Annotated in this window: 14 protein-coding genes; 11 read left to right on the forward strand and 3 right to left on the reverse strand. The window is 73.2% G+C overall.

Translation table 11 applies throughout. From position 1 onward, the window contains the following. Positions 1-72: 72 nt before the first annotated feature. Positions 73-1,062, forward strand: a complete 990-nt coding sequence (hypE, locus tag ACZ49B_RS13375) for a hydrogenase expression/formation protein HypE (protein ID WP_468304874.1) — start codon at positions 73-75, stop codon at positions 1,060-1,062. A 9-nt stretch (positions 1,063-1,071) separates the two neighbouring features. Here the strand turns inward: hypE and ACZ49B_RS13380 are convergent, their stop codons facing one another. Next, complete coding sequence (locus ACZ49B_RS13380; RefSeq protein WP_468304487.1) at positions 1,072-1,863, reverse strand: polysaccharide deacetylase family protein; 792 nt, start codon at positions 1,861-1,863, stop codon at positions 1,072-1,074. A gap of 82 nt (positions 1,864-1,945) precedes the next feature. Next, positions 1,946-2,785 (reverse strand): class II glutamine amidotransferase, encoded by an 840-nt coding sequence (locus ACZ49B_RS13385; RefSeq protein WP_468304490.1) that lies wholly within the window; start codon positions 2,783-2,785, stop codon positions 1,946-1,948. Positions 2,786-2,976: 191 nt separating this feature from the next. On the opposite strand from ACZ49B_RS13385, the gene ACZ49B_RS13390 reads away from it, so the two are divergent. The 8 genes from ACZ49B_RS13390 to ACZ49B_RS13425 all read left to right on the forward strand — a co-directional run bounded on the left by ACZ49B_RS13390 (position 2,977) and on the right by ACZ49B_RS13425 (position 9,439). Beyond that, a complete protein-coding gene (locus tag ACZ49B_RS13390; protein WP_468304493.1) occupies positions 2,977-3,447 on the forward strand; it encodes a hypothetical protein in 471 nt (156 codons plus the stop codon). Continuing rightward, the gene (locus ACZ49B_RS13395; RefSeq protein ID WP_468304496.1) at positions 3,444-3,764 is read left to right on the forward strand and encodes a monovalent cation/H+ antiporter complex subunit F; all 321 of its coding nucleotides are present in this window, start codon (positions 3,444-3,446) and stop codon (positions 3,762-3,764) included. Before ACZ49B_RS13390 ends, ACZ49B_RS13395 begins: the two co-directional genes overlap by 4 nt. Position 3,765: 1 nt before the next feature. Further along, the gene (locus ACZ49B_RS13400; protein WP_468304499.1) at positions 3,766-4,068 is read left to right on the forward strand and encodes a monovalent cation/H(+) antiporter subunit G; all 303 of its coding nucleotides are present in this window, start codon (positions 3,766-3,768) and stop codon (positions 4,066-4,068) included. Continuing rightward, on the forward strand, positions 4,061-4,390 hold the full coding sequence (locus ACZ49B_RS13405; RefSeq protein WP_468304502.1) for a Na(+)/H(+) antiporter subunit B: 330 nt from the start codon (positions 4,061-4,063) through the stop codon (positions 4,388-4,390). The genes ACZ49B_RS13400 and ACZ49B_RS13405 overlap by 8 nt, the downstream gene beginning before the upstream one ends. Then, positions 4,387-5,184: an MnhB domain-containing protein gene (locus ACZ49B_RS13410; RefSeq protein WP_468304504.1), complete on the forward strand. Its 798-nt coding sequence runs from the start codon at positions 4,387-4,389 to the stop codon at positions 5,182-5,184. The genes ACZ49B_RS13405 and ACZ49B_RS13410 overlap by 4 nt, the downstream gene beginning before the upstream one ends. Continuing rightward, the gene (locus tag ACZ49B_RS13415; protein ID WP_468304506.1) at positions 5,184-5,531 is read left to right on the forward strand and encodes a sodium:proton antiporter; all 348 of its coding nucleotides are present in this window, start codon (positions 5,184-5,186) and stop codon (positions 5,529-5,531) included. Before ACZ49B_RS13410 ends, ACZ49B_RS13415 begins: the two co-directional genes overlap by 1 nt. Before the next feature lie 4 nt (positions 5,532-5,535). Continuing rightward, on the forward strand, positions 5,536-7,347 hold the full coding sequence (locus tag ACZ49B_RS13420) for a complex I subunit 5 family protein (RefSeq protein ID WP_468304508.1): 1,812 nt from the start codon (positions 5,536-5,538) through the stop codon (positions 7,345-7,347). 163 nt (positions 7,348-7,510) lie between these two features. Beyond that, positions 7,511-9,439: a serine/threonine-protein kinase gene (locus ACZ49B_RS13425; protein WP_468304511.1), complete on the forward strand. Its 1,929-nt coding sequence runs from the start codon at positions 7,511-7,513 to the stop codon at positions 9,437-9,439. Between the two features lie 88 nt (positions 9,440-9,527). Here the strand turns inward: ACZ49B_RS13425 and ACZ49B_RS13430 are convergent, their stop codons facing one another. Next, positions 9,528-9,905 carry a low affinity iron permease family protein gene (locus ACZ49B_RS13430; RefSeq protein ID WP_468304514.1) on the reverse strand — a complete coding sequence of 126 codons (378 nt, stop codon included), beginning with the start codon at positions 9,903-9,905 and terminating at the stop codon, positions 9,528-9,530. A gap of 283 nt (positions 9,906-10,188) precedes the next feature. Here ACZ49B_RS13430 and ACZ49B_RS13435 point away from each other — a divergent pair, with 283 nt between their 5' ends. Together ACZ49B_RS13435 and ACZ49B_RS13440 are read left to right on the forward strand one after the other, a co-directional pair. Next, positions 10,189-10,833: a DUF4360 domain-containing protein gene (locus tag ACZ49B_RS13435; protein ID WP_468304517.1), complete on the forward strand. Its 645-nt coding sequence runs from the start codon at positions 10,189-10,191 to the stop codon at positions 10,831-10,833. A gap of 52 nt (positions 10,834-10,885) precedes the next feature. Next, positions 10,886-11,566, forward strand: coding sequence for a DUF4360 domain-containing protein (locus ACZ49B_RS13440; protein WP_468304520.1), 681 nt, complete (start codon positions 10,886-10,888; stop codon positions 11,564-11,566). The last annotated feature ends 138 nt before the right edge of the window (positions 11,567-11,704 follow it).

The following is an 11,704-nucleotide window of genomic DNA, read 5'->3' on the forward strand; positions in this document are numbered from 1 at the left end:
GCGTCCGCGACCGCACTCGACGTCACCGGCTGGACCTGCCCGGCTCCGCTGCGGGACCGCCCCCGGGTGGTGATGGGCCACGGAGGCGGCGGCGCGCTCTCCGCCGAGCTCGTCCAGCACGTCTTCGCACCCGCCTTCGGCGGCGAGGTGCTCGCCCAGCTCGGGGACTCCGCCGCCGTCACCCTGGGCGGCGCCCGACTGGCCTTCTCGACCGACTCGTACGTGGTGCGGCCGCTGTTCTTCCCCGGCGGCAGCATCGGCGACCTCGCGGTCAACGGCACGGTCAACGACCTCGCCATGAGCGGGGCCCGCGCCGCCTACCTCTCCTGCGGTTTCATCCTCGAGGAGGGCGTGGAGATCTCGGTGGTGGCCCGCGTCGCCGAAGCCCTCGGCGCGGCCGCGCGCGCCGCGGGCGTCGAGGTGGCCACCGGCGACACCAAGGTCGTGGAGGCCGGCCACGGCGACGGCATCTACCTCAACACCGCGGGCATCGGGCTCATCCCCGACGGCGTGGACCTGCGCCCGCAGCGCGTCGTACCGGGTGACGTCGTCATCGTCAGCGGGGAGATCGGCCTGCACGGCGTGGCCATCATGAGCGTCCGCGAGGGGCTCGGCTTCGGTGTGGAGATCGAGAGCGACTGCGCACCGCTGGGCGGCCTCGTCCAGGCCATGCTCGCGGTCACGCCCGACCTGCATGTGCTGCGCGATCCCACGCGCGGCGGGCTGGCGGCCGCCCTGAACGAGATCGCGGCCGCCTCGGGCACCGGGGTCGTCATCCAGGAGGGCCGGGTTCCGGTCCCCGAGGCAGTGGGCAACGCCTGCGCGATCCTCGGCCTCGACCCGTTCTACGTGGCGAACGAGGGCAAGCTGGTCGCCTTCGTGCCCCGCGAGCACGCCGACGCCGTCCTCGACGCGATGCGTGCCCACCCGCTGGGTCGGCACGCGACGGTGATCGGCGAGGCGGTCGAGGCGCACCCGGGCCTCGTCGTGGCCCGCACCGGCCTCGGCGGCACCCGCGTGGTCGACCTGCCGATCGGGGAGCAGTTGCCCCGCATCTGCTGAGGCCGGGGCCTACGGGCCGGCCAGCAGGGTGCGGAGGTCGGTGATCCGGTAGCCGCGCGAGCGGACCGCGTCGATGATCTGCGGCAGGGCCTGTGCGTCGAGCACGGGCCCCTGCCCGTCGAGCGAGCCGATGTGCATCTGGACGATCTCGCCCGGCGCGAGCACGTCCAGCGCCCGCTTGACGGCCTGCTGGGTGGTCATGCCCCCCGCCGTGCCGCGGTAGCCGTTGGTGTCGGTGGTCCACTCGATGTCCGCGAAGCCGAGCGCGTTGACCTCGGCGATCTGCCCGGCCGTGGTGTCGCCGTACGGGAAGCGGAAGAACGGCAGAGCCGCCGGCCCGGCGGCCTGCCGGATCGCCCGGTCCGCGAGCGTGACCTCCTGCGCCCGCTGCGGCGCGGTGAGTTCACCGAACGGCGGGTGGCTGTGGGAGTGGTTGCCGATCCCGTGGCCGGCCGCGGCGATGGCCCGGACCGCCTCGGGGTGGCGTTCGGCGAAGTGGCCCGTCACGAAGAAGGTGGCCGGCGCCTTCTGCTGCCGCAGCACGGTCAGGACGGTGTCCAGCCCGTCCTCGGCCCACGCCGCGTTGAAGGTCAGCGCGACCTCCTTCTGCGCGGTGGGCAACGCCCGGACCGCCGCCCCGTACAGCTTCTCGACGGGTGCCGGCGCCGTCGTTGCCGCCACGGTACGGGGCTGCCCGGCGGCCGGGAGGGAAGCTGCGGCGAGGAGCGCGGCCGCGGCGGCCAGGGCGGGCAGCAGCCGGCCCGCCGCACGGGCGCGTACGGGGAGGAAAGCAGTGCTCATGGGCCGAGAAGCTAGCCGCGGGCCACGGGCCGGAACCGGTGGCGCGCGGAGCAGGGTCATCCTGCGGCGGTGATCTGTGACATCAGGGGAGCTCGGGGATGAAGGGGAGGTAGTCCTCCGTCGCCGTGGAGGGCACGACGGCGTAGCTCGCCTCGGGGAGCTCGTTCCACACGCCCGGGAGGTCGCCCAGCGGTTCGGAGACCACCAGCCGGGTCGCGTCGGAGACCTCCCGCAGGAACGGCAGTTCCGGGTACAGCTGCCGTACGGTCTCGGCCTTGCTGCTGTAGTACAGCGAACGCGACTGGCCCGCGCTGGAGTAGCGGAAGGCCCACACGCGCTCGCCGTCGCTGACCGCGATCGTCATCTGCAGCGGGTCGGCGACGCCGTGCTCCTTGCCGAGCCGCTCCACCAGGCCCGCCATCCGGGCGACCGCGCCGGGGACGTCCTGGTCGAGGCCGAAGGTGACGGCCAGGTAGAACATCACCTCGGAGTCCGTGGAGCCCTCGATGCACGAGAAAAGGGCGGGATCGACGGCCATGTACAGGTCGCGCTGCAAACGGTGGAAGTCGGTGATCGCACCGTTGTGCATCCACAGCCAGCGGCCGTGGCGGAAGGGATGGCAGTTCGTCTGCTGGATCGCCGAGCCGGTGGAGGCGCGGACATGGGCGAAGAACAGCGTCGAGCGGACGTGCGCGGCCAGTTCCCGCAGATTGCGGTTGTTCCAGGCGGGCCCGATGTCCCGGAAGATCGCCGGTGTCGCGCCACCGTCGGGGCTGTACCAGCCGATGCCGAATCCGTCGCCGTTGGTCGACTCGACACCCATCCGGGCGTGCAGGCTCTGGTCGATCAGCGAGTGTTCAGGCTGGTAGAGGACGGCGTCGAGCAGCATCGGCGAACCGGAGTAGGCGAGCCATCGGCACATCAGCATCATCCCTCTCCTGAGGCTCGTACGAGCCTATCGCGGCCGGGCTTCCGCTGCTGCGCGTCGGTGTGTGTCCGCATGCGTGTGCTTGAGCCGGACGGGTGCGGTCTCCCGCGCCGGGCGCCCGCCTGGGGACCGGGCGGCGGGCGGGTGCCGAGAATATGTGTCTGCGGCCCGGGAAGGGGAGTCACATGGGCGGCGCAACGGTCGAGATCCTGGTGTGGTGGGCGGTGCTGATGGGGGTGACGGTGGTGTCCATCAGCGCGCCCGGCCCCGTGGAACTGCTGGTGGCCGGTGTCGCGGCGGCCGGTGCGGCCGTCGTCGTACGGCTCATGCGGCGGGCGGCGGACGTGCGGGTGCGCGGAACCGCCGGGGCGCTGCGGGCGGTTGCGGGGCTGCCGTCGGCCGCCGTCCGGGGTCTGGCCGCACTGCTGGGCGTACTGGCCCGGGAGCGAGCGGGTGCCGGCCGTATCCGGCGGATCCGGCTGCGCGAGGGGGCGGACCCGGGATGGGCCGGCGTGGCGCTCGGCTGGTCCGCCGACACCTGCGTGGTCGACCTGCCGGACGACGGGCGCGTGGAAGCCGTCGTCCACGCCTTCCGGCCCGCGACGGCCCCCGGCGGCCCGGAGCGGGCAGTGGGCCGCCGGGACGGTACGAGGTGAGCGCCGTCCCGGTACCCGCCTGGTCGGCGGCGGCACTGGTGCTGCTCGCGGCCGCCTGGCCCGCCTGCCTGTGGGCGGCGGCCCGCGGCAGTGCCGTACGGCGGCTGGCGGGCCTGTGTCTGGCGAGCACGGTGACGGGCGCCGTGCTCCTGCTGCTGCCCATGGCGTACGACCGGTCCTCCTACCAGGACGTGGCCCTCGTCTTCGCGGTGCTGTCCCCGGCCGGGGTGCTGGTCTTCACCCGCTTCGCGGGCGCCGCAGCGGGAGCCGGCGCGGGCGCCGGCGCCGGTCCGGACGCGGAAGGCGGGGACGGCTGAGATGGCCGTGGCGCACGTGCTGGCGTCCGTACTGCTGTGGCTGGGCGTCGCCTGCCTCCTCGCGGGCGCGGGAGCGCTGGTGCTCCTGCGCGGGAGCCTCGAACGGCTGCACGCGCTGGCCCCCGCCAACGGGCTGGGCGTACCGCTGATCGCCTGCGCCGTGGCCCTGGAGCAGGGCGCGGGCCGGGCAGCGGTGAAGACCCTCCTGATCGGGCTGCTGTTCGCCGTCGGCGGGACCGTGACCACCATCGCCGTGGGCAAGGCCACCGCCGACGAGCAGAAGGGCCGGGCCCGGCATGGATGACGCACTGATCGTCGTGGCCCTGCTGCTCGTCGTGGCGGCCGCCACCCTCGCCGTCCTGTGCCGGGAGCCCGTGCGCCAGGCCGCGGCCCTCGCCGTGCTCGGGCTTGCGCTGACCCTCCTGTTCGTCGTACTCCAGGCCCCTGACGTGGCACTTTCGCAGCTCGCGGTCGGCACGGCGCTGACACCGCTGCTGATCCTGCTCACCGCGCGCAAGGCCCGCCGCCCGCCTGCCGAGGAGCCCGCCCCCGAGGACGGCGGGCAGCACGGCGACCGGGACGGCCGCGAGGGCGGCCCGCGGCACGCCCCGCAGGACCGGCCGTGAGGGACCGGACCCGGCTGCTGCTCCTCGGTTGCGCCGCCGCGGTGATCGCCGGCTTCTTCACCGCCGCCTGCCCGCGGCTGCCCGCCTTCGGCACCGAGCACCACCCGTACGGGGACCGCGCCGTGGCCGCCTCGCTGGCCCACCGGACCGCCAACGTGGTGTCCTCGGTCAACTTCGACCTCCGGGCGCTCGACACCCTGGGTGAGGAGACGATCCTCTTCGTCACCGTCCTCGCGTCGACCCTGCTGCTGCGGCTGGCCCGTGACGAGCGCAAGGCACCGCCCCGGAGCGAGCGCGCCCTGCCCACCACCCGGCTGTTCGGGACCGTCCTGCTGCCCGTCGCCCTCGTGGTGGGCGTGTACGTGGTGGCGCACGGGCAGCTCACGCCCGGCGGCGGATTCCAGGGCGGCGTCGTCCTCGCCACCGCCCTCCACCTGGCCTACCTCGCGGCCGACTACCGGGTCCTGGAACGGGTCCGGCCGCTCGAGGCCCTCGACGTCACCGACGCGCTGGCCGCCGTGTCGTTCACGGCGCTGGGTCTGGCCGGCCTCGCGGCCGGCGGCGCGTTCCTGGAGAACGTCCTGCCCTTCGGCACCTTCAACCAGATCACCTCGGGCGGCCTCGTCCCGCTCTTCAACGTGGCCGTCGGCGTCGAGGTCGGTTCCGGGCTGATCGTGCTGCTCGCCCACTTCCTCGACCAGGCCGTCGAGGTCACCGAGCCGGACGGGCACCCCCGCCCCGAGGGCCGCCCCCACCCCCGGTCCGCATCCGCTCCGCAGGAGGACGAGAACTGATGGGTGTCCTGCCCTTCCTGGCCGCCGGTTGGGTGCTGCTGACCGCCCTGTACGGGCTGGTGACCAGCCGCAACCTGATCCACGCCATCGGCTGCCTCGCCGTCGCCCAGTCGTCCACGTACCTGATGCTGCTGGGCGTCGGCTACCGCCGCGGGGCCACCGCCCCCGTGTACGGCGACCTCGAGCCCGGCAGCCGGCCCGTCGTCGACCCGGTCGTCCAGGCCCTGACCCTCACGGACATCGTGGTCGGCGCCACCGTGACCGCCCTCCTGCTCGCCCTCACCATCCAACTGCGCAAGCGCCACGGAACGGTCGACCCCCAGGCGCTCACCGCGCTCAAGGGCTGACGCCATGCCGGACGCCGAGGCGCTCCTTCCGCTGGCCGTCGCGATCCCGCTGATCGGGGCCGTCCTGCTCGCCGTGGCCGGCCGGTGGCTGCCCCGGCTCGGCTGCGACATCCTCGCCACCGCGACCGCGGCGGCCGGCCTCGGCTGCCTGGTCGCCCTGTGGCCGCACACCGCGGACCGCGCGGCCGTCCGGATCGGCGGACACCCCGCGGACATCGGGATCGTCCTGCTCGCCGACCCCCTCGGCACCGGACTGGCCCTGCTCGCCGCGGCGCTCGTCCTCGCCGTGATCGTGTACTCCTGGCGCTACTTCGACGAGCCGGCCGGGGACCGGGCCGGGGTCTTCCCCGCGCTGATCCTGCTCTTCGAGGCGGGCATGGTCGGCTTCGCGCTCACGGCCGACCTGTTCAACGCCTTCGTCTTCTTCGAGCTCATGAGCGTCGCCGCGTTCGCGCTCACCGGCTACCGCATCGAGGACCCGAGGCCGCTGCAGGGCGCACTCACCTTCGGGATCGTCACTTCCTTCGCCGCGTACGGCTCCCTCCTCGGCATCGCCATGCTGTACGCCCGTACGGGGGAGCTCAACCTCGCCCGGCTCGGGGAGCGGCTCGACGGGCAGCCCACGGACGCCCTGACGGTGATCGCCTTCGTCCTCGTCGTCACCGCGTTCCTGGTCAAGGCCGCGGCCGCGCCCTTCCACTTCTGGCTGCCCGATGCGCACGCCGTCGCCCCGACCCCGGTCTGCATGCTGATGTCCGGGGTGATGGTCGAGCTGGGCGTGTACGGGGCCGCCCGCGTGTACTGGGCGGTGTTCTCCGGGCCCGGCGGCATCCCGCACACCGCGTTCCGGACCACCTTCGTCGCGGTCGGCGTCGTCACCGCACTGCTCGGGGCCCTCATGTGCTGGCCGCAGCGGCACTTGAAGCGGATGCTGGCCTTCTCCACCGTCAGCCATGTCGGTCTGTTCCTCGTCGGCGTCGCCCTCCTCACCCCGGCCGGCACCGGCGCCACGGCGGTGTACGTGGCCGGCCACGGCTGCGCGAAGGCGGCGCTGTTCGGGCTGTGCGGGGTGCTGCTCGACCAGTACGGATCGGTGGACGAGCACGGGCTGCACGGCCAGGCGCGCGCCCACCGGGCCGTGGGGCTGCTGTTCGCCCTGGGGGCCCTGGTCCTGGCCGGACTCCCGCCGTTCGGCGCGGGTCTGGGCAAGGCCCTCGGCGAGGAGGCGGCGGGCCATGCGCTGTTGCCGGTGTTCCTCCTCACCTCCGCGGTGACCGGCGCCGCGCTGCTGCGTGCCACGGCCCGGATCTTCTGGGGGGCCGGGCCGCCCCCGCGCACGGCTCCCGCAGATGCAGAGACCACCGGGGAGGGGGAGGGGCCGGAGGTGCGCGCGGCCCGGCAATCGCCGCGCCCGCCCATGGTCGCGGTGCCGGCCGCGCTGCTGCTCCTGGGGCTGCTCGTCGGCACCGTACCGGCGGTCGCGGAGAGCCTCGGCCACGGCGCGGAGCTCTTCACCGACCGGGCGGGCTACGGCGCGGCCGCGGGCGGCAGCGAACTCCGGGGCGGTGCGGCCCCGGAGGCGGCCGCGAGGCAGTGGACCGCGGTGGGCGCCTGGCTGGGCGTGGCCTCGGCGGCCCTGGCCTGCCTGCTGGCCGGGGCCGCGCTCTGGTCGCCGGGCGGCGCCGCCCTGCGGCGGGCGTCGGCCGCCGCGGTCCTGCCGCTGCGCCGCCTGCACTCGGGGCTGGTCGGCGACTACCTGGCCTGGCTGGCCGTGGGCATGGCCGCACTCATGCTGGCCGTCGCCCTCCAGGCGTAGGGTGCATGACCGTACGTCAGGCCTCGGGGCCGGCGACGGCAACGCGCTCACCCGGGCACGAGTACGGTGGCCGCCGATGGGGACGAGCCACGAAGTTGGGTACCCTCTCGGTTGGCTTCGGGGCTTCGGCGGGCTGAACTGCCGTGACAGGGGATGGATTTTCATGAGTACACCTTCGACCGACCTTTTCCAGCCGCTCAGGCCCGACGACCCGGCCACGGTGGGCGGTTACCGGCTGACCGCCGTGCTGGGCGCGGGCGGGATGGGCAAGGTGTACCTCTCCTACACGCCGGGCGGGCGGCCCATCGCCCTCAAGGTGATCCGGCCCGAGTTCAGCGAGGACCCCGAGTTCCGGCGCCGCTTCCAGCAGGAAGTGCGGGCGGCGCAGCGGGTGCAGGGCCTCTACACCGCGCCCGTCATCGACTTCGACACCGACGGCTCCCAGCCCTGGCTGGCCACGGCCTACGTACCCGGCCCCTCCCTCGCGCACGCCGTGGCCCGGCACGGTCGGCTGCCGCTGCGCAGTGTGCTCCTGCTGGCCGTCGGGGTCGCCGAGGCGCTGCACGTCATCCACGGCGCGGGCATCGTCCACCGTGACCTGAAGCCCGCGAACGTACTCCTCGCCGCCGACGGTCCTCGCGTGATCGACTTCGGTATCGCCCGCGCGGCGGACGCCACTTCCCTGACCGGCAGCGGCGTCAGCGTCGGCACGCCCGCGTTCATGGCGCCCGAGCAGGCCTCGGCCGGTACCGTCACCGCCGGCACCGACATCTTCGCCCTCGGCCAGATCGTGGCGTACGCGGCGATCGGTGCGCCCGCCTACGGCGAGGGATCCTCGCACGCCGTGCTGTACCGCATCGTGCACGAGGACCCCGACCTCAGCGCGCTGCCGGAGGAGCTTCTGCCCCTGGTGACGCGGTGCCTCAGCCGTGACCCGGCGGACCGGCCCACGCTGACCGAGGTCATCCAGATGTGCCACGACCTCTCTCCCGTCCCGCTCCGCCAGGGCGAGGACTGGCTGCCCCAGGCGGTCGCCGGGTCCATCACCGAGCGCCTCCAGCTGCCCGAACCGGCGAGGACCCCGCCGCCACAGCCCGCCGTGGCCCCCACGCCGACCGAAGTCTCCCCGCAGCCCCCGGCGCAGGGCGCGCCCCCGTCCCCGCCGACCGGTCCCGGCGTGGCGGCCGCGCCGACGCAGAGCGCCCACGTCGCTCCGTCGCACGCACCGGCCGGTCCCGCTGCTCCGGGCGCGGTGCCGCCCGCTCCCACGCATGCCGCCGCGGCTCCCGTGGCTCCGGGTGCGGTGCCGCCCGGCCATCACACGCCGCCGCCCGGGTACCAGACGCCGCCCGGCTACCAGACGCCGCCGCCCGGGTACCAGACCCAGCCCGGTTACCAGACGCCGCCGCCCGGGTACGTGCAGGGCTTCCACGCCCCGTCGCCGTCCCACCACCCCGGCTACCCGCCCCCCGCGCCGCAGCGCAAGCCGAAGGGGCTGATCATCGCCGGGGCCGTCGTGGCAGCGGTCATCGGCCTCGCGGTGGTCGGTTCCCTGCTACCGGACGGCTCCGGTGACAAGGCCAAGGGCGGCTCGACTTCGACCGGCGGAAGTCCGAGCGGCGCAGCCCCCAGCGGCGGCTCCCAGGACAAGGGCCAGAAGCGCGCCGACCCCACCCCGGCCTCGTACCAGGGCATCAACCTGACGGCCAACTACCAGCTCATGCTGGCCGACAACCCGCCGCGCCCCGCCACCGGCGGCAGCGCCGGCGTGATGTACAACCACGGCGACCTCTACTTCTACCTCGACACCCTCTTCGGGGACACGAAGCTCGGGACCGACAACGGCAAGCTGGTCGTGCTGAACAACTCGCAGAAGGGCTCGCTGGAGACCTGCCGGGCCGAAACCCGCTACACCGAGAAGATCGGTCTCGACCAGCTCTCGGACGGGACGGAGGTCTGCGTGCTCAGCGACGCGGGACACATCGCGGTGGCGACGTACCACGGCAAGTCGGGCGCGAAGGATCCGAGCACCTACATCACCCTCGACCTCACGGTCTGGCGCAACGCCGAGGAGCCGCAGAAGAGCAGCTGAAGCCCCGAGCTCCGGGGCACTCGCGCCGCGAGGGCCCCGGGTGGCCCACGGCTGCCCCGGGTGGCCCACGGCGCAGGCCGTCCCGGCTCTACAGCCGCTCTTCCATCCCGATGGCCGATTCCAGGTCCTCGCGCGCCTTGCCCTCGCCCTGCTTGCCCTCCTGCTGCTCCAGCAGGGCCGCGGCGATCGCGTCGAGCTTGCGCTGGATGGCGTGCTCGGCACGGCGCTCGGAGTTCTTCAGCAGGGCCAGCAGCAGCAGGGACACGGCAGCCATGGCGTCCCCCACGAGGTGCTGCCACTCCGTGGACAGCCCTGCCACGTGGGTGACCACGTAACCGGCGACCAGGAGTACGCACAGCAGGGAGAAGACGGCGGAGCTCGTGAAATTGGAGGCGAGCTCGGCCAGCTTCTCGAAGCGGGCGGCCCGCCCCTCGCGCGAGCGCTCCCCCGGATGCTGCAAGGCCATGCCCCGCGCCTGCCCATCCCGCACGACCGCACACACTCCTTCTGGTCATTGTCGTACCACGGCCGTGCGCCGGGTTTCCCGGGCCGGGCGGGGGAGTGGGGCTGATGGGCGGGGGCGGGGACGGCTGCGGGGGATTGCGGAATTCGGCCAGGGCGTGCGGGCCGGGGGCGTTGTCCATATCGCATCCTTCCCAGCACGCACCCGCTGTGGTGGCATGTGCATGCCGAATTCCCGGTTCCGCGGGACGAATGTCTCCGCGGGACGAATGAATGGAGAAACGAAGATGTTGCTCCGCAGGTTCACCGTCGGCGCGGCGGTCGCGGCGTTATCCGCCCTGGCCCTGCCCGCGCAGGCCCATACCGCTTACACGCCGCCCGGCAGAATCACCGTCGACGTGGTCGGCGTCAACGGATCGGGATGCCCCCAGGGGACCGCGAGCGTCGCCGCGGCCTCCGACAACACGTCGTTCACCGTCACGTACAGCAACTACCTGGCCCAGGCCGGCGCCGGCTCCGGCGGTACCGAGTTCCGCAAGAACTGTCAGCTCGCCCTGCAGATCCACGTACCGCAGGGGTTCACGTACGCCATCGCCCGCGCCGACTACCGCGGCTTCGCCCACCTCCAGCGCGGTGCCTACGGCCAGGAGCGCGCGAACTACTACTTCCAGGGCATGGCGCAGACGGCCCGTACGACCCACCAGTTCAACGGCCCGTACTCCGACAACTGGCAGGCGAGCGACCAGACCGAGTACCAGGACCTCGTCTACGCACCGTGCGGCGAGGAGCGCAACCTGAACGTCAACAGCGAACTGCGGGTCTACTCGGGGACGTCGAACCCGCAGGCCCTGAGCTTCATGAGCATGGACTCGACGGACGGCAGCGTCAGCACGATCTACCACTTCGCGTGGAAGGAATGCCCCGCGGCCTGACGCGGTGTGAGTGAGCGCAGGAAAAACCGATCGATGATCAGGAGTGACAACGATGTCTCATTCCCTGGCTCGTACCCTGCTCACCGGCGGCGCGGCGGCCGTGCTGATCGCCGCGGCGACGACGTCGGCCGGAGCCGCCGGTCCCACCCCGCAGATCACCGCACCCCCCGACAAGATCGTGATCGAACTCGCCACGGTCAACGGATCCGGCTGTCGCGAAGGCACCGCCGAAGTGGCCGTCGCCCCGGACAACACCGCCTTCACGGTCACCTACAGTGAGTACCTCGCCCAGGTGGGCCCCGGTGCGCCGCCGACGGCATTCCGCAAGAACTGCCAGCTCAATCTCCGCGTCCACGTTCCTTCGGGATTCACCTACGCGATCGTCCAGGCGGACTACCGTGGATTCGCATTTCTCCAGCCCGGTGCATGGGGGCAGGAACGCGCGAACTACTACTTCCAGGGAATGCCCCAGACGACTCAGCGCACCCACCAGTTCAACGGGCCGCACAACGACAACTGGCAGGCGAGCGACAAGACCGAGTACGCGGATCTGGTCTGGGCGCCGTGCGGAGAGAAACGAAACTTCAACATCAATACGGAACTGCGCGTGAATGCGGGCACGTCCAACCCGCAGACCTCCACGAGCTTCATGGCCATGGACTCCACGGACGCGAGCGTGAGCACCCTCTACCACCTCGCCTGGCAGGTCTGCCCCACTCCCAAGCACCCCTGAGACGCGGCGCGGGGGGGGGGGGGGGGGGGGGGGGGGGGGGGGGGGGGGGGGGGGGGGGGGGGGGGGGGGGGGGGGGGGGGGGGGGGGGAGCGACCCACATTGCGCATGACGGTGTGGGGAGGTGAGGCGGGAGGGAGG

This window comes from Streptomyces sp. NPDC031132, assembly GCF_055570595.1.

What these genes read in the sequence shown, in the direction of transcription:
- hypE (WP_468304874.1), top strand. Translation starts at nt 73, where the DNA reads ATGGGCCACGGAGGCGGCGGCGCGCTCTCCGCCGAGCTCGTCCAGCAC.
- ACZ49B_RS13380 (WP_468304487.1), bottom strand. Translation starts at nt 1,863, where the DNA reads ATGAGCACTGCTTTCCTCCCCGTACGCGCCCGTGCGGCGGGCCGGCTG.
- ACZ49B_RS13385 (WP_468304490.1), bottom strand. Translation starts at nt 2,785, where the DNA reads ATGTGCCGATGGCTCGCCTACTCCGGTTCGCCGATGCTGCTCGACGCC.
- ACZ49B_RS13390 (WP_468304493.1), top strand. Translation starts at nt 2,977, where the DNA reads ATGGGCGGCGCAACGGTCGAGATCCTGGTGTGGTGGGCGGTGCTGATG.
- ACZ49B_RS13400 (WP_468304499.1), top strand. Translation starts at nt 3,766, where the DNA reads ATGGCCGTGGCGCACGTGCTGGCGTCCGTACTGCTGTGGCTGGGCGTC.
- ACZ49B_RS13405 (WP_468304502.1), top strand. Translation starts at nt 4,061, where the DNA reads ATGGATGACGCACTGATCGTCGTGGCCCTGCTGCTCGTCGTGGCGGCC.
- ACZ49B_RS13415 (WP_468304506.1), top strand. Translation starts at nt 5,184, where the DNA reads ATGGGTGTCCTGCCCTTCCTGGCCGCCGGTTGGGTGCTGCTGACCGCC.
- ACZ49B_RS13420 (WP_468304508.1), top strand. Translation starts at nt 5,536, where the DNA reads ATGCCGGACGCCGAGGCGCTCCTTCCGCTGGCCGTCGCGATCCCGCTG.
- ACZ49B_RS13425 (WP_468304511.1), top strand. Translation starts at nt 7,511, where the DNA reads ATGAGTACACCTTCGACCGACCTTTTCCAGCCGCTCAGGCCCGACGAC.
- ACZ49B_RS13430 (WP_468304514.1), bottom strand. Translation starts at nt 9,905, where the DNA reads ATGGCCTTGCAGCATCCGGGGGAGCGCTCGCGCGAGGGGCGGGCCGCC.
- ACZ49B_RS13435 (WP_468304517.1), top strand. Translation starts at nt 10,189, where the DNA reads ATGTTGCTCCGCAGGTTCACCGTCGGCGCGGCGGTCGCGGCGTTATCC.
- ACZ49B_RS13440 (WP_468304520.1), top strand. Translation starts at nt 10,886, where the DNA reads ATGTCTCATTCCCTGGCTCGTACCCTGCTCACCGGCGGCGCGGCGGCC.